Source organism: Streptomyces sp. NPDC003284 (assembly GCF_053589675.1).
In genome coordinates, this window is the sequence record NZ_JBSFSI010000001.1 from 311,172 (window position 1) to 336,499 (window position 25,328).

23 protein-coding genes are annotated in these 25,328 nt (G+C 73.4%); 19 read left to right on the top strand and 4 right to left on the bottom strand.

Annotated features, from left to right (window positions below; translation table 11 throughout):
- Nucleotides 1–59 precede the first annotated feature (59 nt).
- From ACWDYF_RS01375 to ACWDYF_RS01385, 3 genes are all read left to right on the top strand, one after another.
- Nucleotides 60–1,397 carry a 6-phospho-beta-glucosidase gene (locus tag ACWDYF_RS01375; protein WP_018571829.1) on the top strand — a complete coding sequence of 446 codons (1,338 nt, stop codon included), beginning with the start codon at nt 60–62 and terminating at the stop codon, nt 1,395–1,397.
- 451 nt (nt 1,398–1,848) lie between these two features.
- Nucleotides 1,849–2,715 carry a metallophosphoesterase family protein gene (locus tag ACWDYF_RS01380; protein WP_389464377.1) on the top strand — a complete coding sequence of 289 codons (867 nt, stop codon included), beginning with the start codon at nt 1,849–1,851 and terminating at the stop codon, nt 2,713–2,715.
- Nucleotides 2,705–3,385, top strand: coding sequence for a 4'-phosphopantetheinyl transferase family protein (locus tag ACWDYF_RS01385; protein WP_018568647.1), 681 nt, complete (start codon nt 2,705–2,707; stop codon nt 3,383–3,385). Before ACWDYF_RS01380 ends, ACWDYF_RS01385 begins: the two co-directional genes overlap by 11 nt.
- 42 nt (nt 3,386–3,427) lie before the next feature.
- Here the strand turns inward: ACWDYF_RS01385 and ACWDYF_RS01390 are convergent, their stop codons facing one another.
- Both ACWDYF_RS01390 and ACWDYF_RS01395 read right to left on the bottom strand, forming a co-directional pair.
- Nucleotides 3,428–3,658, bottom strand: coding sequence for a hypothetical protein (locus tag ACWDYF_RS01390; RefSeq protein WP_018568648.1), 231 nt, complete (start codon nt 3,656–3,658; stop codon nt 3,428–3,430).
- 240 nt (nt 3,659–3,898) lie between these two features.
- Nucleotides 3,899–4,555, bottom strand: a complete 657-nt coding sequence (locus ACWDYF_RS01395) for a helix-turn-helix domain-containing protein (RefSeq protein ID WP_064536227.1) — start codon at nt 4,553–4,555, stop codon at nt 3,899–3,901.
- Between the two features lie 226 nt (nt 4,556–4,781).
- Between ACWDYF_RS01395 and ACWDYF_RS01400 the strand changes: the two genes are divergently transcribed.
- The 11 genes from ACWDYF_RS01400 (at nt 4,782) to ACWDYF_RS01450 (ending at nt 18,089) form a co-directional block, all read left to right on the top strand.
- Nucleotides 4,782–5,453, top strand: coding sequence for an MmyB family transcriptional regulator (locus ACWDYF_RS01400; protein ID WP_026252661.1), 672 nt, complete (start codon nt 4,782–4,784; stop codon nt 5,451–5,453).
- Between the two features lie 206 nt (nt 5,454–5,659).
- Complete coding sequence (locus ACWDYF_RS01405; RefSeq protein WP_389464374.1) at nt 5,660–6,697, top strand: ABC transporter ATP-binding protein; 1,038 nt, start codon at nt 5,660–5,662, stop codon at nt 6,695–6,697.
- A 43-nt stretch (nt 6,698–6,740) separates the two neighbouring features.
- A complete protein-coding gene (locus ACWDYF_RS01410) occupies nt 6,741–7,934 on the top strand; it encodes an ABC transporter substrate-binding protein (RefSeq protein WP_389464372.1) in 1,194 nt (397 codons plus the stop codon).
- Nucleotides 7,935–7,937: 3 nt separating this feature from the next.
- Nucleotides 7,938–8,834: an ABC transporter permease gene (locus ACWDYF_RS01415; RefSeq protein ID WP_389464371.1), complete on the top strand. Its 897-nt coding sequence runs from the start codon at nt 7,938–7,940 to the stop codon at nt 8,832–8,834.
- 38 nt (nt 8,835–8,872) lie between these two features.
- Entirely contained in the window at nt 8,873–9,688 is an 816-nt protein-coding gene (locus ACWDYF_RS01420; RefSeq protein ID WP_389464619.1) for an ABC transporter permease, read from the top strand.
- 57 nt (nt 9,689–9,745) lie between these two features.
- Nucleotides 9,746–10,744, top strand: coding sequence for a LacI family DNA-binding transcriptional regulator (locus ACWDYF_RS01425; protein ID WP_173860912.1), 999 nt, complete (start codon nt 9,746–9,748; stop codon nt 10,742–10,744).
- A 150-nt stretch (nt 10,745–10,894) separates the two neighbouring features.
- On the top strand, nt 10,895–12,244 hold the full coding sequence (locus ACWDYF_RS01430) for an ABC transporter substrate-binding protein (RefSeq protein WP_389464368.1): 1,350 nt from the start codon (nt 10,895–10,897) through the stop codon (nt 12,242–12,244).
- Between the two features lie 6 nt (nt 12,245–12,250).
- Nucleotides 12,251–13,219 (top strand): carbohydrate ABC transporter permease, encoded by a 969-nt coding sequence (locus tag ACWDYF_RS01435; protein WP_381740272.1) that lies wholly within the window; start codon nt 12,251–12,253, stop codon nt 13,217–13,219.
- Complete coding sequence (locus ACWDYF_RS01440; RefSeq protein WP_389464366.1) at nt 13,216–14,094, top strand: carbohydrate ABC transporter permease; 879 nt, start codon at nt 13,216–13,218, stop codon at nt 14,092–14,094. Before ACWDYF_RS01435 ends, ACWDYF_RS01440 begins: the two co-directional genes overlap by 4 nt.
- A 91-nt stretch (nt 14,095–14,185) precedes the next feature.
- Nucleotides 14,186–15,790, top strand: a complete 1,605-nt coding sequence (locus tag ACWDYF_RS01445) for a glycoside hydrolase family 13 protein (protein ID WP_389464365.1) — start codon at nt 14,186–14,188, stop codon at nt 15,788–15,790.
- 115 nt (nt 15,791–15,905) lie between these two features.
- Nucleotides 15,906–18,089: a discoidin domain-containing protein gene (locus ACWDYF_RS01450; RefSeq protein ID WP_389464363.1), complete on the top strand. Its 2,184-nt coding sequence runs from the start codon at nt 15,906–15,908 to the stop codon at nt 18,087–18,089.
- Nucleotides 18,090–18,133: 44 nt separating this feature from the next.
- On the opposite strand, the gene ACWDYF_RS01455 is transcribed toward ACWDYF_RS01450, so the two are convergent.
- Both ACWDYF_RS01455 and ACWDYF_RS01460 read right to left on the bottom strand, forming a co-directional pair.
- A complete protein-coding gene (locus tag ACWDYF_RS01455; RefSeq protein ID WP_389464617.1) occupies nt 18,134–19,225 on the bottom strand; it encodes a DUF6745 domain-containing protein in 1,092 nt (363 codons plus the stop codon).
- Between the two features lie 76 nt (nt 19,226–19,301).
- A complete protein-coding gene (locus ACWDYF_RS01460) occupies nt 19,302–19,628 on the bottom strand; it encodes a hypothetical protein (protein ID WP_026252664.1) in 327 nt (108 codons plus the stop codon).
- 198 nt (nt 19,629–19,826) lie between these two features.
- Between ACWDYF_RS01460 and ACWDYF_RS01465 the strand changes: the two genes are divergently transcribed.
- The 5 genes from ACWDYF_RS01465 (at nt 19,827) to ACWDYF_RS01485 (ending at nt 25,324) form a co-directional block, all read left to right on the top strand.
- A complete protein-coding gene (locus ACWDYF_RS01465) occupies nt 19,827–20,783 on the top strand; it encodes an STM4015 family protein (protein ID WP_381740281.1) in 957 nt (318 codons plus the stop codon).
- Nucleotides 20,784–20,790: 7 nt separating this feature from the next.
- On the top strand, nt 20,791–21,747 hold the full coding sequence (locus ACWDYF_RS01470) for an STM4015 family protein (protein ID WP_381740283.1): 957 nt from the start codon (nt 20,791–20,793) through the stop codon (nt 21,745–21,747).
- Entirely contained in the window at nt 21,728–23,008 is a 1,281-nt protein-coding gene (locus ACWDYF_RS01475) for an STM4014 family protein (RefSeq protein WP_389464360.1), read from the top strand. The genes ACWDYF_RS01470 and ACWDYF_RS01475 overlap by 20 nt, the downstream gene beginning before the upstream one ends.
- Nucleotides 23,009–23,090: 82 nt before the next feature.
- On the top strand, nt 23,091–23,957 hold the full coding sequence (locus ACWDYF_RS01480; RefSeq protein ID WP_381740376.1) for an STM4013/SEN3800 family hydrolase: 867 nt from the start codon (nt 23,091–23,093) through the stop codon (nt 23,955–23,957).
- Nucleotides 23,954–25,324, top strand: coding sequence for an STM4012 family radical SAM protein (locus ACWDYF_RS01485; protein ID WP_389464358.1), 1,371 nt, complete (start codon nt 23,954–23,956; stop codon nt 25,322–25,324). The genes ACWDYF_RS01480 and ACWDYF_RS01485 overlap by 4 nt, the downstream gene beginning before the upstream one ends.
- The last annotated feature ends 4 nt before the right edge of the window (nt 25,325–25,328 follow it).

The following is a 25,328-nucleotide window of genomic DNA, read 5'->3' on the forward strand; positions in this document are numbered from 1 at the left end:
GCGCCCGCCGGATCGCGGATCCGGTGGCCGGCGCGGGGCCGTGGCGGAGAGGTGCGAGGGTGAGGCTGACGATTCTGGGCGGCGGCGGGTTCCGGGTGCCGCTCGTGTACGGGGCGCTGCTCGCGGACCGCGGCGCGGGCCGTGTCACCGAGGTCGTCCTGCACGATCTCGACGCGGGCCGGCTCTCGGCGATCACCCGGGTGCTGGCCGAGCAGGCCGCCGGGGTGCCGGACGCCCCGGCGGTGCGGGCCGTCACCGACCTGGACGAGGCCCTGCGCGGAGCCGACTTCGTGTTCTCGGCGATCCGGGTGGGCGGTCTGGAGGGCCGGGCGGCGGACGAGCGGGTGGCGCTCGCCCAGGACGTCCTGGGCCAGGAGACCGTCGGCGCGGGCGGCATCGCCTACGGCCTGCGCACCGTCCCCGTCGCCGTCGACATCGCCCGGCGGGTGGCCCGGCTCGCACCCGGCGCCTGGGTCATCAACTTCACCAATCCGGCCGGGCTGGTGACCGAGGCCATGTCCCGCCACCTCGGCGACCGCGTCATCGGCATCTGCGACTCACCGGTCGGCCTGGGCCGCCGTATCGCGCGGGTGCTCGGCGCCGACCCGCGCGAGGCGTGGATCGACTACGTCGGCCTCAACCACCTCGGCTGGGTGCGCGGGCTGCGGGTCGGCGGCCGGGACGAACTGCCGCGCCTGCTCGCCGATCCCGCGCTGCTGGGCTCCTTCGAGGAGGGCCGCCTCTTCGGCGCCGAGTGGCTGCGCACGCTGGGCGCGATCCCCAACGAGTACCTGCACTACTACTACTTCAACCGCGAGGCCGTCGACGCCTACCAGCGGGCCGGGCAGACCCGCGGCGCCTTCCTGCGCGACCAGCAGGCCCGCTTCTACGAGGAGCTGGGCGACCCGCACGCCCCGGCGCTGGACGCCTGGAACCGCACCCGCGCCGAGCGCGAGGCCACGTACATGGCGGAGAACCGGGAGGCGGCCGGGGCGGGCGAGCGCGAGGAGGACGACCTCTCCGGCGGCTACGAGAAGGTGGCGCTCGCCCTGATGCGGGCCGTCGCCCGCGACGAACGCACCACCCTCATCCTCAATGTCCGCAACCGCGGCACCCTGCCGGAGCTGGACTCCGACGCCGTCGTCGAGGTGCCCTGCCTGGTCGACGCCAACGGCGCGCACCCGGTCTCCACCGGCCCGCTGCCGGGGCACGCGGCCGGTCTCGTCCGCTCGGTCAAGGCGGTCGAGCGCGAGGTGCTGGCCGCGGCGGCATCCGGCTCCCGGGCGGTCGCGGTGAAGGCGTTCGCCCTGCATCCGCTGGTGGACTCCGTCAACGTGGCCCGCAGGCTGGTCGAGGAGTACACCCGGGTCCATCCCGGTCTCGCCTACCTCGGGTAGCGGCGGGCGGCGAGGCGAGGCGAGGCGGGGCGGGTCCGGGGGCGGGCGGCGAACGCGCCGAGGCGGTCGGTCGCTCCCCCGTACGGCGACCGACCGCCCCGACTCCCCGTTCCCCCGTCCCCTTTTCCCCCGGTCCCCCGTGTCCCCCGTGATTCCCCCGCGGTTCCCCCGTGCTCCCCGCGTCCCCCACCCTTGAGAGTCGCTGGTACGGGCCCTGATACACCCCGCGGCGAAAAAAGCCGCGAAAAAATTTCCCGGCGGGGGAGAAGGGGCCTGCGAAGGACGCGCGAGGGGAAGCGCGGCCCGTGGCGGCGGGCTCCGCGGCGGCCGCCCGGCGGGCGCGTACGCCGGATCCGGCCACGGCGGTGGCCGGTTGCCGGGCCGGACCTTGTCCGCAGGTGGCCGGGTGTGTTGTTGTGGTTCCCACGGGCGGGTGACAGAGGGGTGAGCGGTGACGGGGACGGTCGGTGGCAGCGGGCGACTGCTGGCCATCAGCGACCTGCACATCGGCTACAGCGAGAACCGGGCCCTGGTCGAACGGACGGTACCCGGCTCGGACGACGACTGGCTGATCGTCGCGGGCGATGTCGCCGAGACCGTCGCGGACATCCGCTGGGCGCTGAAGACGCTGGCGAGCCGGTTCCGCAAGGTCGTCTGGACCCCCGGCAACCACGAACTGTGGACCCACCCCCGGGACACCGTCACCCTGCGCGGTGTCGCCCGCTACGAGTACCTGGTCGAACTCTGCAGGGACCTGGGCGTGACGACCCCCGAGGACCCCTACCCGGTCTGGTCCGGACCCGGCGGCCCGGTGGCCGTGGCCCCGCTCTTCCTGCTCTACGACTACTCGTTCCTGCCCGAGGGCTGCGCCACCAAGGAGGAGGGCCTGGCCTACGCGCACGGCACCGGCATCGTCTGCAACGACGAGTACCTGCTGCACCCGGACCCCTACCCGAGCCGGGAGGCGTGGTGCCGGGCCCGGGTGAGCGAGACCGAACGCAGGCTCGCGGAACTGCCCGAGGACCTGCCCACCGTGCTCGTCAACCACTACCCGCTCGACCGGCACCCCATGGACGTGCTCTGGTACCCGGAGTTCGCCATGTGGTGCGGCACGCGGCTCACCGCCGACTGGCACCGCAGGTTCCGGGTGGCCGCCATGGTCTACGGTCACCTTCACATACCGCGGACCACCTGGCACGAGGGCGTCCGCTTCGAGGAGGTGTCGGTGGGATACCCCCGCGAGTGGCGCAAGCGCCCCGAACCACCGGGCCGGCTGCGCCGCGTACTGCCGATGGAGGACGGAACCGGTGATCGGTGAGCTGCTGCCGGACCGGGTGGTGGCGGTGGAGGCGTACGGCACGGACGGGCCCGGCCACGCCCCGCTGTACCCCGAGGAACAGGCCGTGATGGTACGGGCGGTCGCCAAGCGCCGCCGGGAGTTCGCCGGAGTGCGGGACTGCGCGCGCCGCGCCATGGAGAAGCTCGGCGTGCCGCCGCAGCCGGTCCTGCCCGGCGCCGGTGGCGCCCCGCGCTGGCCCTCGGGGCTGGTCGGCAGCATGACCCACTGCGACGGCTACTGCGCCGCCGCGCTCGGCCGGTCCGCCGACGTGGCCTCCGTCGGCATCGACGCGGAACCCGACGAACCGCTCCCGGAGGAGGTCCTGCCCGCCGTCACGCTGCCCGACGAGCGCCGACGGCTGGACGAACTGGCCGAGCGGCGGCCCGACGTGCACTGGCAGCGGCTGCTGTTCAGCGCGAAGGAGTCCGTCTACAAGGCGTGGTACCCGCTGACCGGGCAGTGGCTGGACTTCACGGAGGCCGACGTCGAGATCGGCACCGACCCGGGCGCCCCGCACAGCGGCGGCTTCCGGGCGCGGCTCCTCGTCCCGGGCCCCGTGCTGGACGGCCGTCACCTCACCCACTTCGACGGCCGCTGGGCCGCGGGGGCGGGGCTGCTGGTCACCGCGGTGACGGTGCACCACACCTGACCGTCCCGCCCGTCCCGGTCCGCGCGGTCCGCGGCGCGGCCGTCAGCCGCCGGGCGCGGACCAGTCACGCAGCAGCCGGAAGAACTCCTCCTCGTTGCCCGCGAGTCCGGCGCCCGCCAGCGCCGTCTCCGCCTCGGCGAGCACCGACGGCGGGACGGGGACGGGCCGCCGGACGGCCGCCGGGGCGTCGAAGGCGGCGCGCACGGTGTGCAGCAGCCGCAGATACGCCTGGACTGCGGTGCGCTCGTGGTCGGTCGGTACGGCGGTCGGCATGGCTCGTTCTCCCCGGTTTCGGCAGCACACGGTCGCGCACGCGTCCGGTCGCCCGGACGGCGCGCCGTGCCCCCCGCGTGGCGGTGGCACCCCTCCAGCTTGCCGCCCCCCGCTGACAATGCCCCCGCGCGGCGTCCCGCTTCGCCCGCTCGGCCCAGCGGGTGACCGGCCGGCGCACGCCCCGCGAGCGGCCCGGGACCGGTGGCGGCCCGTGGCGGCCGGTGGCGACCGGCGGCGGCCTCACTCCTCGGGGCGCTTGACGCTCTCCAGGAGCATGTCCAGCCATTCGGCGACCTTGTCGCGGTGCTGGTCGGTGGGGAGTTGGGCGGCCCGCCAGGCGATGGAGCGGACGCCGTGGTTCTGGAGCAGGCGTTCCAGCGGATCACCGGCGGCAGCGGCGGCCTCCCGCTCGCGGTCGGCGAGCCGCTGGAGCAGATCCTGCTCGGTGCGCTGGAGCGCGCTCGCGAGCGCCTCCGGGTCCTCGGCGGTGAGGAACCCGGCGTGCACGCGGAAGAACCGCTGGAGGGCGTCGCAGTGCTCCATGGTGGGGCGCCGGTCGCCGTTGATGAGGGCGCCCGCCTGCTGGCGCGACATGCCCGCGCCGTCCGCGATCTCCTGCTGCGTGTAGCGCCGGCCGTTCGGTTTCAGCCGGGTGCGGCGCAGCAGACCGAGCCGTTGCAGGAAGCGTGCCTGCACATCCGGCTCGCCCGCGCTCCGGCCGCTCAGCAGGGCCTTGACCACGGGCTCCGGCACTCCGCAGGCCACGGAGAGGCGGCCGGTGTCGAAAACCTCCGCCTGGGGCACGCCGAGCCGACCGGCGAGCGCGGTGACACGCGTGACCGCCGCCGTCAGCACGACCGACGCCGTGGTGCCCGGATCCTCGATGCCGTCCGTCACCGACAGATCTCCTACGTCTCTCACAGGCTTCTCACGGGGCGGGGTCGCCGTGAACTTCCCGGAGAGTAGCCCCTTGTTCGAACTCGCATCCAGGTCTCGCCACAACTGTGGCCAATTTCAGCCGTCAACCGGCATGAAATGCCACGATAGTTGACATGGCATGCCGCTGAGCAGCAGGATCAAGGCGCCGCGTGAAGGCCGCAGAGGCAAGAGGGGTGACCTCCCGATGGCATTTCAGGCAGGAGGGCAGCGGCCGGCGCCGCAGCCCGTTCCCGTCCGACCCGAGGCGCAGGCCTACCTTCAGGACTACGCCGTGCTGCTGGAGGCCGTCTCCTTTCCGTCCTTCGTCGTCGACCACCGCTGGGACGTGATCCTGGCCAACAACGCCTACACCGCGCTCTTCCGGGGCATAGGGCAGCACCCGTCGGCCATGCCGGGCGACAACTTCCTGCGCTTCGTGCTCTTCCACCCGGACGCGGGAGCGGTCCTCGGCGAGCACGAGTCCCGCTGGTGCCTGCCGATGCTGGCGCAGTTCGCGGCCGCCGTGGAGAGCACCGGCCCCGACCACGGACTTCAGGCCATCCGCCGGGACATCGCCCAGGACCCGATCATGGAGGCCGCCTACCGGCACGGCCTGCCGCACTGGATCCGCGCGGTCGGCGCCGCGGCCACCCGCTCGGACGGCGCCGTCCGTCCGCTGCTGCATCCCGACCCCCGCTGGGGCGCCACCGACTGCCGTGTGGTCGAGGAGACCCCGGCGACCCTGCGCGACCTCGGCTACTCCCGGCTGACCCTGGTCCTGCGCGAGGCACGCCGCCCCGCCCCGGCGCCCCGCCGGGCCCGTCGTGTCCGCCGCCCGTCCGGCCACCTCAGCGTGGTACCGGACTCCGAGGTCTGACCCGGCACCGTCGGCGTTCAGGTCGCCGACGGCGCCGGGCGGCCCCGGCCCCCGCCCCCGGCTCCCCTTCGCTCCCGCCCCGCGCGCACCCCACCCGTCCCACCCCTCGGGCAGGGGTGCGCCCCGAGGCGGTCTTGAGCTTTGCACCACGACTCCCTATCTTGCGTGCAACGTTGCACTGTCCATGAGGGCCGGAAGGGGTCCGCATGCGGGAAAGCGCGATCCGGCTGCGTGGCCTGCGCAAGGAGTTCGGGCGGACCACCGCGGTGGCCGGGGTCGACCTGGAGATCGCGGACGGCGCGTTCTTCTCCCTGCTCGGCCCCTCGGGCTCGGGCAAGACCACGGTGCTGCGCCTGATCGCCGGTTTCGAGCGCCCCACCGCCGGAACCGTCGCCCTCGGCGGACGGGACGTCACGGGCCTCGCCCCGTTCGAGCGGGACGTGCACACCGTCTTCCAGGACTACGCCCTCTTCCCGCACATGACGGCCGAACAGAACGTCGCCTACGCCCTCAAGGTCCGCAAGGTGCCCAAGGCACGGCGCCTGGCCCAGGCGCGCGAGGCACTGGCCCAGGTCGGCCTGGAGGGCTACGGCGCCCGGCGCCCCGGGGCGCTCTCCGGCGGCCAGCGCCAGCGCGTCGCCCTCGCCCGCGCCCTGGTGGGCCGCCCCCGGGTGCTGCTCCTGGACGAACCGCTCGGCGCCCTCGACCGCGAACTGCGGGAGCGGATGCAGAGCGAACTCAAGGCGCTCCAGCGGGAGGTGGGCATCACCTTCGTCCTCGTCACCCACGACCAGACCGAGGCACTGGCCCTCAGCGACCGGGTGGCCGTCCTCCGCGAGGGCCGCGTCGAACAGGCCGGGACCCCCGCCGAGATCTACGAACGGCCCGCGACCGCCTTCGTCGCGGGCTTCGTCGGCACCTCCAACCTGCTCCGGGACGCGGCCGCCCGGCGGATCCTGGGCACCGGCGGCCTGCACACCGTCCGCCCGGAGAAGATCCGTGTCGGCGAGGAGGCCACCGGGGCGGACGGTCCCGGATACGTCACGGCCACCGGCACCGTCGCCGAGGTCGTCTACCTCGGCGACTCCACCCGCTTCCTGGTCGACCTCGACGCGGGCGGCCGGCTCACCGCGCTCCAGCAGAACCTGGAGACCTCCGCCGCGGACGTCGCCGCCTACCGCGGCACCCGCGTCGGCCTGACCTGGCACCGCCGCCACGCGGTCCCGGTCCCCGACACCCGCTGACGCACCCGCTGAACCCCCGTCCCACCCCACTGGGAGTCACCGCATGCGCCCCACCCGCATCCTCATCCGCGTGACCGCCGCCGCACTGCTGCTCGCCGCCACCGCCTGCGGCTCCTCCGGCGGCTCCGCCTCGTCCGGCGGTCTCCGGCCACCCGATCTCAAGGCCCCCGCCCACCTGGGCCGGGCGGAGGGACAGGTGAACCTGATCGCCTGGGCGGGCTACGTCGAGGACGGCTCGGACGATCCGAAGGCCGACTGGGTCAGCGGCTTCGAGAAGCAGACCGGCTGCCGGGTCCGCGCCAAGGTGGCGGCCGACTCCGACGAGATGGTCAAGCTGATGAAGACCGGGGACTACGACGCCGTGTCGGCCTCCGGGGACGCCTCCCTGCGGCTCATCGCGTCCGGCGACGCGGCCCCCGTCAACACCGACCTCGTACCGAACTACCGCGGTGTCTACCCCGATCTGAGGATGCGGCCGTGGAACTCCGTCAAGGGCCGCGCCTACGGCATCCCGCACGGCCGGGGCGCCAACCTCCTCATGTACGACACCGGCAAGGTGAAGCCCGCGCCCACCTCCTGGTCGGCCGTCTTCGACGGCGCGGCCCCGTACAAGGGCCGTGTCACGGCCTACGACTCGCCGATCTACATCGCCGACGCGGCGCTCTACCTCAAGGCGTCCCGGCCCGAGCTGAAGATCAAGGACCCGTACGCGCTGGACCAGAAGCAGTTCGACGCGGCCGTGGCCCTGCTGAAGAAGCAGAACGCGGACATCGGCGAGTACTGGGGCGACTACCTCAAGGAGGTGTCCGCCTTCAAGAGCGGCGACTCCGTGATCGGCACCACCTGGCAGGTCATCGCCAACTTCGCCGCCTCCGAGGGCGCGAAGGTCAGGGCGTTCGTCCCGAAGGAGGGCTCGACCGGCTGGTCCGACACCTGGATGGTCTCCGCCAGGGCGAAGCACCCCACCTGCGCCTACAAGTGGCTGGACTGGATCGTCTCGCCGAAGGTCAACGCCCAGGTCGCCGAGTACTTCGGCGAGGCACCCGCCAACGCCGGGGCCTGCGCGCACACCGCCGACCGGAACTTCTGCGCCGTCTACCACGCGGCCGACGCGGCGTACTGGAAGCGGATCGCCTTCTGGAACACGCCCATCGAACAGTGCCTGGACGGCCGTACCGGCGTGAAGTGCGTGCCCTACGCCGCGTGGGTGCGCGCCTGGACCGAGATCAAGGGCTGAGCCGTGGCCGCCACCGAGCGGGCCGCCGCACCGGCCCGCAGCCCCCTCACCCGGCTCGCCGGAGCCCTGCACCGGCGCCCCCGGCTCGGACTCGGGCTGCTGCTCACCGCCCCGCTGCTCTGGCTCGGCGTGCTCTATCTCGGCTCGCTGGCCATGCTGTTCGTCTCCGCCTTCTGGACGACGGACTCCTTCACCTCGGCGGTCGTCAAGGTCTGGTCGGCGGACAACTTCCACACCCTGCTGACGACACCGGTCTACCGCCAGGTGACGGTCCGCAGCATCGGTGTGGCGCTCGCCGTCACCGCCCTGTGCACGGTGATCGCCCTGCCGCTGGCCTTCTGCACCGCGTGTGTCGCGAGGCCCCGGCTGCGCCCGCTGCTCGTGGTGGCCGTCCTCACCCCGCTGTGGGCGAGCTACCTGGTCAAGGTGTACGCCTGGCGGCTCATCCTGTCCCAGGGCGGCCTCGCCGACTGGCTGCTGCGGCCGCTCGGTCTGAGCGGACCCGGATTCGGGCTGCCGGCGGCGGTGCTGACCCTGACGTACCTGTGGCTGCCGTACATGATCCTGCCGGTGCACACCGCCCTGGCGCGGCTGCCCGCGGGGCTGCTGGACGCCTCGGCCGACCTCGGGGCCCGGCCCTGGCGCACCGTCCGCTCGGTGGTGCTGCCCCTCGTGCTGCCGTCGGTCGCCGCCGGGTCGGTCTTCACCTTCTCGCTCAGCCTCGGCGACTACATCACCGTGGAGATCGTCGGCGGCAAGACCCAGCTGATCGGCAACCTCGTCCACTCCGAGATCGAACTCGACCCGCCGCTGGCCGCCGCCCTCGCCACCGTGCCCGTCGCCGTCATCGTCGTCTATCTGCTGGCGCTGCGCCGCACGGGCGCGCTCAGCGGGCTCTGACCACCCGTCGCGGCACGTCACAGGGGGTTCCCGCCGTGTTGTACCTCTCCCGCCGGGCGCGCATCGCGCTGCGCGCCGCCGCCTGCGCGGGCTTCGCGCTGCTGTACGTCCCGCTGCTGCTGGTCCTCGTCAACTCCCTCAACCCCGACCGCAGCGCGACCTGGCCGCCGCCGGGGCTGACCACCCGCTGGTGGGCGGCGGCCTGGCACAGCTCGGGGGCCCGCCAGGCGCTGTGGGTGTCGGTGCGGGCCGGGCTGGGGGCCACCGCGATCGCCCTGGTCCTCGGCACGCTCATCGCCTTCGCGGTGGCCCGCCACCGCTTCTTCGGCAGCGGTGCCCTGTCCTTCGCCGTCGTGCTGCCCATCGCGCTGCCCGGCATCGTCACCGGCATCGCCCTCAACTCCGCGTTCTCCACGGTCCTCGCCCCGCTCGGGATCGGCCTCGGCCTGTTCACCGTGGTCGTCGGACACGCCACCTTCTGCGTCGTCGTGGTCTTCAACAACGTGGTGGCCCGGCTGCGGCGCACCTCGGGCTCCTGCGAGGAGGCGGCGGCGGACCTGGGCGCCCACCCCCTGCGCGCCTTCGCCGACGTCACCTTCCCGCTGCTCCGCTCCGCGCTGCTGGCGGGCGCGCTGCTGTCCTTCGCGCTGTCCTTCGACGAGATCGTGGTGACCACCTTCACCGCCGGACCCGGGGTCGAGACCCTGCCCGTCTGGATCTACGGCAACATGACCAGGCCGCGCCAGGCACCCGTGGTGAACGTCGTGGCGGCCGTCCTGGTGCTGCTCTCCGTCGTCCCGATCCACCTCGCCCAGCGGCTGTCGTCCGACACGGCGACCACGAGCCGCGTGTAGCGGGCACGCACATACGGAACGCAAGCGGCTTGCATGAATTGCGCTATTCTTGCGGCCATGACGCGACGACTTGCGGAAGTGGCGAAGAAGGTCGGGGTCAGCGAGGCCACGGTCAGCCGGGTGCTCAACGGCAAACCGGGAGTCTCCGCGGCCACCCGGCAGGCGGTGCTGTCCGCGCTGGACGTGCTCGGCTACGAGCGGCCCACCCAGCTGCGGGGCGAGCGCGCGCGCCTGGTCGGGCTGGTCCTGCCCGAGCTCCAGAACCCCATCTTCCCGGCCTTCGCCGAGGTCATCGGCGGCGCCCTGGCCCAGCTGGGCCTCACCCCCGTGCTGTGCACCCAGACCAAGGGCGGGGTCTCGGAGGCCGACTACGTGGAGCTGCTGCTCCAGCAGCAGGTCTCCGGCGTCGTCTTCGCCGGCGGTCTGTACGCCCAGTCGGACGCGCCGCACGACCACTACCGGCTGCTGGCCGACCGCAACATCCCGGTCGTGCTGGTCAACGCCCGCATCGAACACCTCGGCTTCCCGGGCGTGTCCTGCGACGACGCGGTGGCGGTGGAGCAGGCGTGGCGCCATCTGGCCTCCCTGGGGCACGAGCGGATCGGCCTCGTCCTCGGCCCCGGCGACCATGTGCCGTCCGCGCGCAAGCTCGCGGCGGCCCGCGCGATCCGCCCCGATCTGCCCGAGGAGTTCGTCGCCCGCGCCATCTTCTCCATCGAGGGCGGCCACGCGGCGGCGGCCAAGCTCATCGACCGCGGGGTCACCGGGTTCATCTGCGCCAGCGACCCGCTGGCCCTGGGCGTCGTACGGGCCGCCCGCCGCCGCGGGCTCGACGTCCCCGCCCGGATCTCGGTCGTGGGGTACGACGACTCCGCCCTGATGAACTGCACCGCACCGCCGCTGACCACGGTCCGCCAGCCCATCGAGTCGATGGGCAAGGCGGTCGTGGAGCTGCTGCACGCCCGGATCGGGGGCAGCGCCGTACCGGCGGACGAGCTGCTGTTCGAACCGGAGCTGGTGGTCCGCGGCTCGACCGCCCAGGCCCCCCGCCCCTGAGGCCGCCTCCGGGGGTGACGATGCCGGGTAGCGTCCCGGAGATCCATCGTCCTGTCAAATAATTGCAGATTCTGCGCGACATCTTGCGAAGACCTGTCGCCGGTGCTTGAGTGTGCGGCGCCCACCGCTCCTGTCCAGAGGGGTCCACCGATGAGAAGCACCGGGTTCCGCCATGCCGTCGCCGCGATCGGCGTCTGCTCCCTCGCCCTCGCCGCGACGGCGTGCGGCTCCGACGACGACGCGTCCGCGAACGGCAAGACCCGCATCACGGTCAACTGCCAGCCGCCCAAGAGCGCCAGGACCGACCGGACGTTCTTCGACGAGGACGTGGCGTCCTTCGAGAAGCAGAACCCGGACATCGACGTCGTCGCGCACGACGCGTTCCCCTGCGAGGACCCCAAGACGTTCGACGCGAAACTGGCCGGCGGCCAGATGGAGGACGTCTTCTACACCTACTTCACCGACGTCCGCCATGTGGTCGCCACCGGCCAGGCCGCCGACCTCACCCCGTACGTCAAGGAGCTCAAGAGCTACCCCACCCTCAGCAAGCAGCTGCGCGACATCTACACCGTCGACGGCAAGGTCTACGGCATCCCGCGCACCGGCTACTCGATGGGTCTGATCTACAACAGGAAGCTCTTCGAGAAGGCCGGACTCGACCCCGACAAGCCGCCCACGACCTGGGCCGAGGTCCGCGCCGACGCCAAGCGGATCGCCGCGCTCGGCGGCGGCACCGTCGGCTACGCCGACTACAGCGCCCAGAACCAGGGCGGCTGGCACTTCACCGCCGAGCTGTACTCCCAGGGCGGCGACGTCGTCAGCGCCGACGGCAAGAAGGCCGGCGTCGACACCCCCGCGGGCCACGCCGTCCTCCAGAACCTGCACGACATGCGCTGGACCGACGACTCCATGGGCAGCAAGCAGCTCCTCGTCATCAACGACGCCCAGCAGATGATGGGTTCGGGCAAGCTCGGCATGTACCTCTCCGCCCCCGACAACATCCCGATCCTGGTCAAGGAGAAGGGCGGCAACTACAAGGACCTCGCCCTCGCCCCGATGCCCGGCGGCCAGGGCACCCTCGTCGGCGGCGACGGATACATGTTCAGCAAGAAGGACACACCCGCCCAGATCCGGGCCGGTCTGAAGTGGCTCGACCACATGTTCCTCACCCCCGGCAAGGGCTTCCTCGGCGACTACGCCCGCGCCAAGAAGCACGACGCCCCGGTCGGCCTGCCCGAGCCGCGCCTGTTCACCGGCGCCGCCGACGCCACCGACCAGCAGGTCAAGAAGGCCAACGCCAATGTGCCGGTGGAGAACTACCGCGCCTTCCTGGACGGCAACCGGAGCCTCACGCTGAAGGTGGAACCGCCCAGCGCCCAGCAGATCTACTCCGTGCTGGACGGCGTCGTGTCCGCCGTGCTCACCAAGAAGGACGCCGACATCGACCAGCTCCTGAAGGAGGCCTCGGGCAAGATCGACGGCATCCTGGAGCGGAGCTGAGCCGCCATGACCAAGACGGCCGAGCGGCGGCCCGCGCGGGAGCGGGCCGCCGTCCCCCCGCCGCCGCGGCAGCCGCCCCGCCCCGCCGGGCACCGGCGGCGCCGCCTGGCCGAACAGGCCCGCGCCTACGCCTTCCTGCTCGGCGGCCTGATCTGCTTCGCCCTGTTCTCCTGGTACCCGGCGATCCGCGCCGTCGTGATCGCCTTCCAGAAGTACACGCCCGGACAGCGGCCCCAGTGGGTGGGCACCGCCAACTTCACCCATGTCCTGCACGACCCGGAGTTCGCCGACGCCTGGCGCAACACCCTCGTCTTCACCGGACTCGCCCTGCTGATCGGCTTCGCCGTCCCGTTCGTGCTGGCCCTCGTCCTCAACGAACTGCGGCACGCCCGCGCCTTCTTCCGGGTCGCCGTCTATCTGCCGGTGATGATCCCGCCGGTGGTCAGCGCCCTGCTGTGGAAGTGGTTCTACGACCCGGGCGCCGGCCTCGCCAACGAGGCACTGCGCACCCTGCACCTGCCCACCTCGAACTGGACCAACGGCGCCGACACCGCCCTGGTCTCCCTGGTCCTGGTCGCCACCTGGGCCAACCTCGGCGGCACCGTCCTCATCTACCTGGCCGCCCTCCAGTCCATCCCCGGCGAGCTGTACGAGGCCGCCGAACTGGACGGCGCGAACCTCCTCCAGCGCGTCCGCCACGTCACCGTCCCGCAGACCCGGTTCGTGATCCTGATGCTGATGCTCCTCCAGATCATCGCGACCATGCAGGTCTTCACCGAGCCGTTCGTCATCACCGGCGGCGGCCCCGAGAACGCCACCGTCACCGTGCTCTACCTCATCTACAAGTACGCCTTCCTCTACAACGACTTCGGCGGCGCCTGCGCGCTCAGCGTGATGCTGCTCGTGCTGCTCGGCCTGTTCTCCGCCCTGTACCTGCGGCTGACCCGCTCCGGCTCCGGCCAGGAGGACGCATGAGCAGCACCCGTACCCTCGTCTCCCCGGCGGCCCTCGCCCGCCCGCGCGGCAAGGTCCTCTACTGGACCGTCTTCACCGGTGTGGTGCTGCTGTTCGCGCTCGCCTTCCTCTTCCCCGTCTACTGGATGATCACCGGCGCCCTGAAGTCGCCGGACGAGGTGGCGCGGACCCCGCCCACCCTGGTCCCGGAGCAGTGGCACCTGAGTGCCTACACCGACGCCTGGGACCTGATGCAGCTGCCCCGGCACCTGTGGAACACACTCGTCCAGGCGGCCGGCGCCTGGGCCTTCCAGCTCGTCCTGTGCACCGCGGCCGCCTACGCCCTGTCCAAGCTGAGACCGGCCTTCGGCAAGGTGATCCTCGGCGCCATCCTCGCCACCCTGATGGTCCCGGCCCAGGCCCTGGTCGTACCGAAGTACCTGACCGTCGCCGACCTGCCGCTCCTCCACACCAGCCTGCTCAACGACCCCCTCGCCATCTGGCTCCCGGCCGTCGCCAACGCCTTCAACCTCTACCTGCTCAAACGGTTCTTCGACCAGATACCGCGGGACGTCCTGGAGGCCGCCGAGATCGACGGCGCCGGGAAGCTGCGCACCCTGTGGTCGATCGTGCTGCCCATGTCGCGGCCCGTGCTCGGCGTGGTGTCCATCTTCGCGCTGGTCGCCGTCTGGCAGGACTTCCTGTGGCCGCTGATGGTCTTCTCCGACACCGACAAGCAGCCCATCGGCGTGGCCCTCGTCCAGCTCTCGCAGAACATCCAGCTGACCGTGCTCATCGCCGCCATGGTGATCGCCAGCATCCCGATGGTCGCGCTCTTCCTCGTCTTCCAGCGGCACATCATCGCCGGGATCAGCGCGGGCAGCACCAAGGGCTGACCTGACCCGGCCCCTCGCACCGAGACAGATCGAGACAGTCCTATACAGCCCTAGACAGGCTCGGACAGAATGAGACAGAAAGGCACGCACTGTGGGACAGCCCGCCCCTGCCCGGAGCAGCCGCGCCGACGACGCCTGGTGGCGCTCCGCCGTCATCTACCAGGTGTACGTCCGCAGCTTCGCCGACGGCGACGGCGACGGCACCGGCGACCTCGCCGGCGTCCGCTCCCGGCTGCCGTACCTCGCCGGACTCGGCGTGGACGCCCTGTGGTTCAACCCCTGGTACCTGTCCCCGATGAAGGACGGCGGCTACGACGTCGCCGACTACCGGGCGGTCGACCCCGCCTTCGGCACCCTCGCCGAGGCCGAGAAACTCATCGCCGAGGCCCGCGAGCTGGGCATCCGCACCATCGTCGACATCGTGCCCAACCATGTCTCCGACCAGCACCCCTGGTTCCGGGCCGCGCTGGCCGGCGGCGGCGAGCGCGAGCTGTTCCACTTCCGGCCCGGCCGCGGCGCCCACGGCGAACTCCCGCCCAACGACTGGACGTCCGAGTTCGGCGGCCCCGCCTGGACCCGGCTGCCCGACGGCGCCTGGTACCTGCACCTGTTCGCCCCCGAGCAGCCCGACCTCAACTGGGCGCACCCGGCCGTCCGCCAGGAGCACGAGGACATCCTGCGGTTCTGGTTCGAGCGGGGCGTCGCCGGGGTCCGTATCGACTCCGCCGCCCTGCTCGCCAAGGACCCCCGCCTGCCCGACTTCACCCCCGGCCGCGACCCGCACCCCTACGTCGACCGCGACGAACTCCACGACGTCTACCGCTCCTGGCGCCGGGTCGCGGACGAGTACGGCGGCGTCTTCGTCGGCGAGGTGTGGCTCCCCGACAGCGAGCGCTTCGCCCGCTATCTGCGCCCCGACGAACTGCACAGCGCCTTCAACTTCGCCTTCATGGCCTGCCCCTGGGACGCGGCCCGGCTGCGCCGCTCCATCGACGAGACGCTGGCCGAGCACGCGCCCGTGGGCGCCCCCGCCACCTGGGTGCTGTGCAACCACGACGTCACCCGGACCGTCACCCGCTACGGCCGCGCCGACACCGGATTCGACTTCGCCGCCAAGGCGTTCGGCACCCCCACCGACCCGGTCCTCGGCACCCGCCGGGCCCGCGCGGCGGCCCTGCTGTCACTGGCCCTGCCCGGTGCCGTCTACGTCTACCAGGGGGAGGAACTGGGCCTGCCCGAGGCCGACATCCCGCTGAAGCGCATCGAGGACCCGATGCACGTACGCTCCGGCGGCACCGACCCGGGCCGCGACGGCTGCCGGGTCCCGCTGCCCTGGACGGCCGACGCGCCCCACACCGGCTTCGGCACCGCCGCCGACCGGGAACCGTGGCTGCCGCAGCCCGCGGGCTGGGCCGTCCACGCCGTCGACCGGCAGCAGCGCGACCCCGGCTCCGTGCTGGCCCTGTACCGGGAGGCGATCCGGCTCCGCCCGCACTTCGGCGACGCCCCCCTCACCTGGCAGGACGCCCCCGACGGGGTCCTCTCCTTCCGCCGCGCCGAGGGCACGGCCTGTGTGGTCAACCTCGGCGCCGACCCCGTGGCACCACCCGCTCACACCCGACTCCTGCTGGCCAGCGGACCCCTGGACGACTCGGGCCGCATCCCGCAGGACACGGCGGTCTGGCTGCGCGACTGAGCCCGCGCAGCACCGGGGCCCTCCACCGGCCGGCTTCCTCCCCCCGGCCGGAGGGGGCCCCGGCCGCCGACCCGCACAGCGCTATCCCCGCACCCCACCACGAAGGGATCAGCACATGTACGGCACCAGCACGCCCAGATCCGCCCGTCGCCTGCCGGCTCTCGCGGCCACCGTCGCCCTCGGCGCCGGCATGCTCGTCACCCTCACCGCGCCCGCCGCGCACGCGGCGGCGGGCGCGAACCTCCCCTTCACCTCGGTCGAGGCCGAGTCCGCCACCACCACCGGCACGAAGATCGGCCCCGACCACACCCAGGGCACCCTCGCCTCCGAGGCGTCGGGCCGCCAGGCCGTCCGCCTCGCCTCCGGACAGCGCGTGGAGTTCACCGCACCGCGCGCCGCCAACGCCCTGAACGTCTCCTACACCGTCCCCGACGGCCAGTCCGGCACCCTCGACGTCTACGTCAACGGCACCCGGCTGGCCAGGACGCTCACCGTCACCTCCAAGTACTCCTACGTGGACACCGGCTGGATCGCCGGGGCCAAGACCCACCACTTCTACGACAACGCCCGGCTGCTGCTCGGGCAGAACGTCCAGGCCGGCGACAAGGTCGCCCTGGTGGCCACGAACGTCCAGGTCACCGTGGACGTCGCCGACTTCGAACAGGTCGCACCGGCCGCCGCCCAGCCCGCCGGATCGGTCTCCGTCACCGCCAAGGGCGCCGACCCCACCGGTCAGGGCGACTCCACACAGGCCTTCCGCGACGCCGTCAACGCCGCGCAGGGCGGGGTGGTGTGGATCCCGCCGGGCGACTACCGGCTGACCTCCGCGCTCGGCGGCGTGCAGAACGTCACCCTCCAGGGCGCGGGCAGCTGGTACTCCGTCGTGCACAGCTCCAGCTTCGTCAACCAGGGCAGCTCCGCCGGCAACGTCCACCTCAAGGACTTCGCGGTCATCGGCGAGGTCACCGAACGCAACGACGGCAGCCCCGACAACTTCGTCAACGGCTCCCTCGGACCGGGCTCGTCCGTCTCCGGCATGTGGATCCAGCACCTCAAGTGCGGTCTGTGGCTCACCGGCGTCAACGACAACCTCGTCGTGGAGAACAACCGCATCCTCGACACCACCGCCGACGGCCTCAACCTCAACGGCAACGCCAAGGGCGTACGGGTGCGCAACAACTTCCTGCGCAACCAGGGCGACGACTCCCTGGCCATGTGGTCCCTGTACGCGCCCGACACGGACAGCAGCTTCGAGAACAACACCGTCTCGCAGCCCAACCTCGCCAACGGCATCGCCGTCTACGGCGGCACCGACATCACCGTCCGCGGCAACCTGGTCTCCGACACCAACGCCCTCGGCAGCGGGATCGCCATCTCCAACCAGAAGTTCATGGACCCCTTCTCCCCGCTGGCCGGGACCATCACGGTCGACGGCAACACCCTGGTGCGGGCGGGCGCGCTCAACCCCAACTGGAACCACCCGATGGGCGCCCTGCGCGTCGACTCCTACGACAGCGCCATCAACGCCACCGTCAACATCACCGACACCACCGTCACCGACAGCCCCTACAGCGCCTTCGAGTTCGTCTCCGGCGGCGGGCAGGGCTACCCGGTCAGGAACGTCAACGTCACCGGGGCCACCGTGAAGAACACCGGCACGGTCGTCGTCCAGGCCGAGGCGCAGGGCGCCGCCACCTTCCGCGACGTCACCGCGACCGGGGTGGGCGCGGCCGGTGTCTACAACTGCCCCTACCCGAACGGCTCGGGCGGCTTCGCGCTCACCGACGGCGGCGGCAACTCCGGCTGGACGAGCACCTGGTCGGACTGCTCCACCTGGCCGCAGCCGGGACAGGGCAATCCGGACCCCGACCCGAACCGCAACCTCGCCAAGGGCCGCCCGGCCACCGCCACCGGCTCCCAGGACGTGTACACCCCCGGCAAGGCGGTCGACGGCGACGCGAACAGCTACTGGGAGTCCGCCAACAACGCCTTCCCGCAGTCCCTCACGGTCGACCTCGGATCGAGCCAGACCGTGCGACGGCTGGTGCTGAAGCTCCCGCCGTCCGCCGCCTGGGGCGCCCGCACCCAGACCGTCGCGGTCCTGGGCAGCACCGACGGCGCGAACTACACCACCGTGGCGGGCGCGCAGGGCTACCGCTTCGACCCGGCGAGCGGCAACAGCGCCACCGTCGCCCTGCCGAGCGGCACCGGCCTGCGCTGGCTGCGGCTGACCGTCACCGGCAACACCGGCTGGCCGGCCGGGCAGTTCAGCGAGGTGGAGGCGTACACGGCGCCCTGACCCCGCGCCGGGCGGCGGCGGGGCCGCACCGCGCCCGCCGCCGCTCAGGTCTCCTTCAGCGGCGCGTACGCCTCGGCGCCGAGACCGAACGTCCAGGCGACGCCCTCCCGGGCCGTCCGGGTCGACGGCGGCACCCGCAGCCAGTAGGTGCGGCGGGTGCCGTCCGGCTCCGGTGTGGAGTTGAGCACCTCCACCATCACCACCGGCTCGTCCCGCTCCAGGTGGATCCGCCAGAGGGTGCCGGTCTCGTCCCGGTGCACCGGGACGGCCCCGGAGTCCGCGAGATACCGGTCGTAGCCGTAGTGCTCCAGCATCACGCGGCGCAGCTCCGCGTTCTCCTCGGTGCGGATGCGCTCCGGGGTGAGGGCGTCCAGCTCCGCCAGGAAGGCGGCCGGGACCGGCATGCCCCGCCACGCGTACAGCGCGAAGCCGTCCGGGTAGGCGAGCGCGGGGCCGTCCCCGCGGTCCAGGCGCCCCGCCTCGTCGCGGTGCAGGGCGACGGGCCGCTCGCAGATCACCGCGGCCTTCTCGAACGGCCACCACCAGCCGGCGCTGCGGCACACCAGCGCCAGCCCGTCGAGCGGCGGCCGGTCCGTGTCGAACGCGGCCAGCCACGGCGCGTCGTGCTGGCCCAGCACCGCGTCCAGCAGGATCAGCCGCAGCTCGGCCTCGGCCTCGCTCCGGGCCTCGCTTCCGGACCCGCTGCCGGTCCCGCTGCCGGTCCCGGTGCCGCCACCGGCCCCCGCGCCGGTGTCCGTCCCGCCGCCGTCGGCCGCCGCGGTGAGATCGTCCAGCACTCCTCGGCGGATCCGGTCCACCAGGGCCTGTGTCGGCTCCCAGAGCGGACCGCCGGTCGCCGCCCAGTGCGCCGACCAGCCGGCCGCGCCCAGCTCCGTCTGCGTCCGGCGCCGCTCGGCCGCCCACGGGCCGGTGCGGACCGCGTCCCGGACGCTGGGACCGGCGTCCTGGAGGTCCTGCACCAGCCGCACACCCGCCCGCGGGGACGGCGCCCACACGATGCGCTCCGGCTCGGCGAGCCCGGCCCGCCGGTAGGCCAGCCGTACGCCCTCCTCGGCCGCGGCCCGGTCGGCGGGCCGTGCCGCGGCCGAGGAGGACCGCCACCGCGCCACCGTCATCGTGTCCCCCTGCTCCGTCTGTTCCGTCTGTTCCGGCTGGTCCGTCAACGTCGTCCGCTCCACCGTGCCCACCCCGTCAGTCCGCGACGATCCGCACCGAACCGGGCACGTACTCCCGCTGCCGGATCACCCGGTACCACCCCTTGGGCAGGGTGATCGCCGCGTGCTCCTCGTGCACCACCCGGCCGCCCTCGGGCAGCCGCAGCAGCATCGGCCCGAACGGGCCCGGCTCCCGGACCAGTTGCCCCGGGCCCACCACCGCGTGGGCGTGACCGGTGACCTCGCCCAGGGCCAGGACCATCCGGCCGCGCGCGTCCCGCGGCTCCTTCGGCGCCCGCCGCGCGTGCGGCGGCACCGCCTCCTCGGTGACGGGCACGATCAGCACATCTCCCTGCCGGTACACGGACAGCCCCCTTTCCGCCCGGCGCACCGCGCCCCGGGCCATGACGAGGACAGTACGAGCCACCACTGACAACGGTCCGCCGGACGCCGGGCGGTGGCGCGCGGCCCCGCCCCGCCGCCCGGCGTTGTCAGTGCCGGTTGGTAGAACTGCTCGCACAGTCGAGATCCCGTTCACCGCCGCCTGTCAGGAGCCGCCCGCATGGCCCTCTACGAGCACCTTTCCGAGTTGTACGGCCTGCCGGCCTTCGCCTGCCCCGAGGACCCGACGGCGGTGGACCTGCCCGCCCCGGACAGCGTCGCCTGGCGCATCGCCGTCGAGATCGAGGACGAGGAGGACGGCTGGCGCAAGCAGTTCGAGCGGTTCTGCGCCGCGGTCGACACCACCCGGGTGCGCGCGCTGATCGTCGGCCCCTGGGACGAGCCCTTCGACAAGGGCCCCGACGCCGAGATCGAGGCCCTGCTCGCCGCCCGCGACCGGCTGCCCGCGCTGCGGGCCCTGTTCCTGGGGGACATGGTCTCCGAGGAGTGCGAGCTGTCCTGGATCACGCAGACCGACGTGACCACGGTGCTGCGCGGCTTCCCGGAACTGGAGGAGTTCGGGGTGCGCGGCGGCACCGGCCTCGCCTTCCCGGCCCTGCGCCACGAACACCTGCGCTCGCTGACGGTGCAGACCGGCGGGCTGCCCGTCGCGGTGGTACGCGGCATCGGCGCCAGCGACCTGCCCGCCCTGGAACACCTCGACCTGTGGCTGGGCACGTCCTGGTACGGCGCCGACTCCGAACCCGCCGACCTCGAACCGGTCCTCGGCGGCGCCCGGCTGCCCCGGCTGCGCCACCTGGCGCTGCGCAACAGCGAGATCCAGGACGCGGTGGCCGCGGCCGTGGCCGCCGCCCCCGTCGTGGCCCGTCTCGAGGTGCTCGACCTGTCGATGGGCGTCCTGACCGACGACGGCGCCACCGCCCTGCTGGGCGGCCAGCCGCTGACCCACCTCAAGAAGCTCGACCTGCACCACCACTACGTCACCGAACCCCTCCAGCAGCGCATACGCGCCACGCTGGAACCGGCGGGCGTCGAGATCGACCTCGACGCGAGCGATGTCGACGAGTACGAGGACAGCGACGGCACCGTCGTCCGCTATGTCGCGGCGGGGGAGTGAGACCCCGATGCGCTACCACCCCTCGCACCTGACGAGCTTCCACGGCCTGCCGGTGCACGACTTCGCGGCGCCCGAGCCCCGCCGCAAGGCCCCCGCCGCACCGCCCGAGCCCGGCGCGGTCGCCTGGCGGCTGTCCTGCCTGTGGGAGGAGATCCCCTTCGCGACGCTGTGGCCCCGGTTCCTCGACGAGGTGCCCACCGAACAGGTCACCGCCCTCGTCCTGGGCGCCTGGTGGGACGAGTGGGACGAGCACGGCATCGGCCCGGTCCTGGAGGCGCTGACCGCCGAGGCCCACCGCTTCCCGCGGCTGCGGGCGCTGTTCCTCGCCGACGTGGAGTCCGAGGAGTCCGAGATCTCCTGGATCAAGCAGGGCGAGGTGAGCACCGTCCTGCGCGCCTGGCCGCACCTGGCGGAACTGGGCGTCCGCGGCGCCGAGGACCTGGTGCTCGAACCGCTGCGGCACGAGGGACTGCGCACGCTGCGCATCGAGTCCGGCGGCCTGCCCCGCCCGGTGGTGCACGCGGTGAGCGCCTGCGACCTGCCCGCCCTGGAACACCTCGATCTGTGGCTGGGCACCTCCTGGTACGGCGGCGACTGCACCCGCGCGGACGCCGACGCGCTGCTGGCCTCGCTCGGCGACCGGCCCCGTCTGCGCCATCTGGGCCTGAGGAACAGCGACATCCAGGACGACATCGCCGCCGCCGTGGCCGCCGCGCCCGTCGTCGCCGGGCTCGACTCGCTCGACCTGTCCATGGGCACCCTGGGTGACGACGGCGGCGCCGCCCTGCTGGCCGGGCAGCCGCTCACCCATCTGACGTCGCTGGACCTCGGCCACCACTTCATGAGCGAGGCGCTCACCGGGCGGCTGCGCGACACCCTCGCACCGCACGGCGTGGACCTCACACTCACCCCCGCCCGCCACAGCGGCGGTGGACGGGAGCGCTATGTCGCCGTCGGAGAGTGAGGGCGCGCCGCGGTTCGCGGTGGTCGGCAACCCGGAGAACCGCCGGGTGGCGCTGTTCACCGCGGCCGTGCGCGCCGCCGGACTGCCCGCGCCCCGCGTCGTGCCGTGGACCGAGGTGCTGCGGGCGGGCGGGGCCGAGTTCGCGCCCGGCGAGACCGTACGCCTGGACTCGCCCGGGGAGAACGCGGAGGCCGACCTGCTGCTGCGCGGCGTGGACGACCCCACCCGCGTCGAGGGCTCGGCCCGCTGGTACACACGGTTCCTGACCGCCGTGGGCGGCCTGCGCGGCGGCGTACGCCTCGACGATCCCGGCGACCTGGCGGTGCTCTTCGACAAGCGGCGCTGTCACGCCGTCCTCGACGCGGCCGGTGTGCCCGTGCCGTCCTCCCCGACGTCCGGGCCCGCCGCCGCGGCGGTCGGCGGCTGGGACGACGTACGGCGGCTGATGCGGGAACACCGCATGCCCCGGCTGTTCGTCAAGCTCGCGCACGGCTCCTCGGCCTCCGGCGTCCTGGCCGTGGAGTCCGGCGGCAGGGGCCGCGTACGGGCCACGACCTCCGTCGAACGCGCCGAGGACGGACGGCTGTACAACTCGCTGCGGATCCGCCGCTACGAGGACGAGCGCGACATCGCCGCCGTCGTGGACACCCTGGCGCCCGACGGGCTGCACATGGAGCGCTGGGTGCCCAAGGCGTCCCAGCACGGCCGCGCCGCCGACCTGCGGGTGCTCGTCGTCGCCGGGCGCGCCACCCACGCCGTGGTGCGCACGAGCACCGCGCCCCTGACCAACCTCCACCTGGGCGGCGCCCGCGGCGACCTCGACGCGGCGCGGCGCGCGGTGGAGGCCGCCGGGGGCCGCTGGTCCGACGTGCTCGGTGTGTGCGAGCGGGCCGCGGCCTGCTTCCCGCGCACCCTGTGCGTCGGCGTCGACCTGCTGCCGGCTGTCGGCTGGCGCCGCTTCGCGGTCGGCGAGGTCAACGCCTTCGGCGATCTGCTGCCCCGGCTCACCGGTCTGCCGGGCAGCGGCGCCGAGGGGCTCGACACCTACGCGGCGCAGGTCGCCGCCGTCCTCGGCGCCCCCGCCCGCCCGTATCCCCGGGCCGAGGCCCCGGCCCGCTCCTCCCGGCCGTCCCCGCCCTCCCCGCCCTCCCCGCCGTCCCTGCCTTCCTCCTCTTCCTCGTCTTCCTTGCCCTCCCTGCCTTCCCGGCCGTCCCGGCCCGCACCCCAGCACAGAACAGGACCCGGCCATGCCGTCGCCTGACCCGACGCCCCCGCCCCACGACCCGCCGCGGCGCCGCGTCAGCCCCGCACCCCCGGCCGCACCCGCCGGGGCGAGCCCGGACATGCACGCGGTGGTCGGCAGCCACGACCTGCTCCTGGTCACCCTGGACACCCTGCGCCACGACGTCGCCGCCGAACTCGCCGCGGCCGGCCGCATCCCGCACCTCGCCCGCCATCTGCCCGGCGGCCGCTGGGAGCGACGGCACGCCCCCGGCTCCTTCACCTACGCCTCCCACCAGGCGATCTTCGCCGGGTTCCTGCCCACCCCGGCCGCGCCGGGACCGCACCCGCGCCTGTTCGCGGCGAGCTTCGCGGGCAGCGAGACGACCAAGGACGGCACCTGGGTCTTCGACACCCCCGACCTCGTCTCCGGCCTCGCCCAGGCCGGTTACCACACGGTGTGCGTCGGCGGTGTGGGCTTCTTCAACAAGCAGGGCGCGCTGGGCTCGGTGCTGCCGGGGCTCTTCCACGAGTCCCACTGGGAGCCCGGCTTCGGCGTGGCCTCCCCGACGTCCTTCGAGGCGCAGGTGGCGTGCGCCGAGCAGGCGGTGCGCCGACTGCCCCGCGAACAGCGGCTGTTCCTCTTCGTCAATGTGTCGGCCCTGCATCAGCCGAACTGGTTCCATCGGCCCGGCGCCACCCGCGAGGCGGGCGACAGCCGGGAGACGCACGCCGCCGCCCTGGAGTACGTCGACCGGCACATCGGCCGCCTGTTCGCCGCCGCGAGCAGCCGCCGCCGCTGCTTCGCCGTCGTCTGCTCCGACCACGGCACGGCCTACGGCGACGACGGCTACACCGGCCACCGCCTCGGCCACGAGTCCGTGTGGACGGTGCCCTACGCCCACTTCTTCCTGGAGCCCGGACCCGGCGCCGAGCCCGGACCCCTCAGCCCCACCGCAGCCCGAGCCCCCTCCGGAGCCCCCCGATGACCACCGTGACCAGCCTGCGGCCCGCCGGGAAGGCACCCGCACCGCCGAGCCCGTACCAGCACTACGTCTACGCCTACCCGCACAAGACGGCCTACCGGCGGCTGCCCGACCGCCCCCGGCTCGCCTCCCTGTGGGCCGCCGAACCCAAGGACGCGCTCTCGCTCTACCTGCACATCCCGTTCTGCGAGGTGCGCTGCGGCTTCTGCAACCTCTTCACCCGCATCGGCGCCCCCGACGGACTGACCGGCGCCTATCTGGACGCCCTGGAACGCCAGGCGGGCGCCGTCCGCGACGCGCTCGGGGACGGCGAGCCGGTCCGGTTCGCCACCGCGGCCTTCGGCGGCGGCACCCCCACCTTCCTCACCGCCGCCGAGCTGACCCGGCTCTGCGACATCGCCGAACACCGCATGGGCGCCGACCTGCGGGCCGTCCCGCTGTCGGTGGAGGCCTCGCCCGCCACCGCCACCGCCGACCGGCTGGAGGTCCTGGCCGACCGCGGCACCACCCGGCTCAGCCTCGGCGTGCAGAGCTTCGACGACACCGAGGCACGGGCGGCGGTGCGCCCGCAGCGCCGCGCGGACGTCGAGGCGGCCCTCGCCCGGATCCGCGACGCGCGCGTCCCGGTGCTCAACATCGACCTGATCTACGGCATCGACGGGCAGACGGAGGCCAGTTGGCTGCGCTCCCTGGACGCGGCCCTGGCCTGGCGGCCCGAGGAGCTGTATCTGTACCCGCTCTACATCCGCCCGCTGACCGGACTCGGCCGCCGCGCCACCGGACCCGACCCGGCCTGGGACGCACAGCGGCTGCGGCTGTACCGGACGGGCCGCGACCACCTCCTCGCCCACGGCTACACCCAGCAGTCCATGCGCATGTTCCGCCGCACCGACGCCCCGCCGCAGGGCGCCGACGACTACGCCTGCCAGAGCGACGGCATGATCGGACTGGGCTGCGGCGCCCGCTCCTACACCGCGGACCTGCACTACTCCTTCGACTACGCGGTCGGCACCCACGAGATACGCGCCATCGTCGACGACTACGTCACCCGCCCCGCCGCCGACTTCGCGCACGCCGAGTACGGCCGCCGCGTCGACGCCGACGAGGCCCGACGCCGCCATCTGCTCCAGTCGCTGCTCCAGGCCGACGGCCTCGGCACGGCCGAGTACCGGACCCGCTTCGGCACCACGCCCGAGGACGACTTCCCGGCCGAACTCGCCCGGTTCGCCGAGCGGGGCTGGCTCGCCGCCACCGACCCGCGCACCGCCCTGCGGCTCACCCCGGAGGGCCTGGCGCACTCCGACGCCCTCGGACCGGAACTGTTCTCGCCCGCGGTCCGCGCCGCCATGACCGCCTACGCCCGCAAGTGAGCCG

Coding starts and splice junctions, on each gene's coding strand:
- ACWDYF_RS01425 (WP_173860912.1), top strand. CDS start 9,746: ATGACGCGACGACTTGCGGAAGTGGCGAAGAAGGTCGGGGTCAGCGAG.
- ACWDYF_RS01480 (WP_381740376.1), top strand. CDS start 23,091: ATGCACGCGGTGGTCGGCAGCCACGACCTGCTCCTGGTCACCCTGGAC.
- ACWDYF_RS01485 (WP_389464358.1), top strand. CDS start 23,954: ATGACCACCGTGACCAGCCTGCGGCCCGCCGGGAAGGCACCCGCACCG.
- ACWDYF_RS01405 (WP_389464374.1), top strand. CDS start 5,660: ATGCGGGAAAGCGCGATCCGGCTGCGTGGCCTGCGCAAGGAGTTCGGG.
- ACWDYF_RS01475 (WP_389464360.1), top strand. CDS start 21,728: ATGTCGCCGTCGGAGAGTGAGGGCGCGCCGCGGTTCGCGGTGGTCGGC.
- ACWDYF_RS01470 (WP_381740283.1), top strand. CDS start 20,791: ATGCGCTACCACCCCTCGCACCTGACGAGCTTCCACGGCCTGCCGGTG.
- ACWDYF_RS01435 (WP_381740272.1), top strand. CDS start 12,251: ATGACCAAGACGGCCGAGCGGCGGCCCGCGCGGGAGCGGGCCGCCGTC.
- ACWDYF_RS01440 (WP_389464366.1), top strand. CDS start 13,216: ATGAGCAGCACCCGTACCCTCGTCTCCCCGGCGGCCCTCGCCCGCCCG.
- ACWDYF_RS01400 (WP_026252661.1), top strand. CDS start 4,782: ATGGCATTTCAGGCAGGAGGGCAGCGGCCGGCGCCGCAGCCCGTTCCC.
- ACWDYF_RS01450 (WP_389464363.1), top strand. CDS start 15,906: ATGTACGGCACCAGCACGCCCAGATCCGCCCGTCGCCTGCCGGCTCTC.
- ACWDYF_RS01390 (WP_018568648.1), bottom strand. CDS start 3,658: ATGCCGACCGCCGTACCGACCGACCACGAGCGCACCGCAGTCCAGGCG.
- ACWDYF_RS01430 (WP_389464368.1), top strand. CDS start 10,895: ATGAGAAGCACCGGGTTCCGCCATGCCGTCGCCGCGATCGGCGTCTGC.
- ACWDYF_RS01410 (WP_389464372.1), top strand. CDS start 6,741: ATGCGCCCCACCCGCATCCTCATCCGCGTGACCGCCGCCGCACTGCTG.
- ACWDYF_RS01455 (WP_389464617.1), bottom strand. CDS start 19,225: ATGACGGTGGCGCGGTGGCGGTCCTCCTCGGCCGCGGCACGGCCCGCC.
- ACWDYF_RS01465 (WP_381740281.1), top strand. CDS start 19,827: ATGGCCCTCTACGAGCACCTTTCCGAGTTGTACGGCCTGCCGGCCTTC.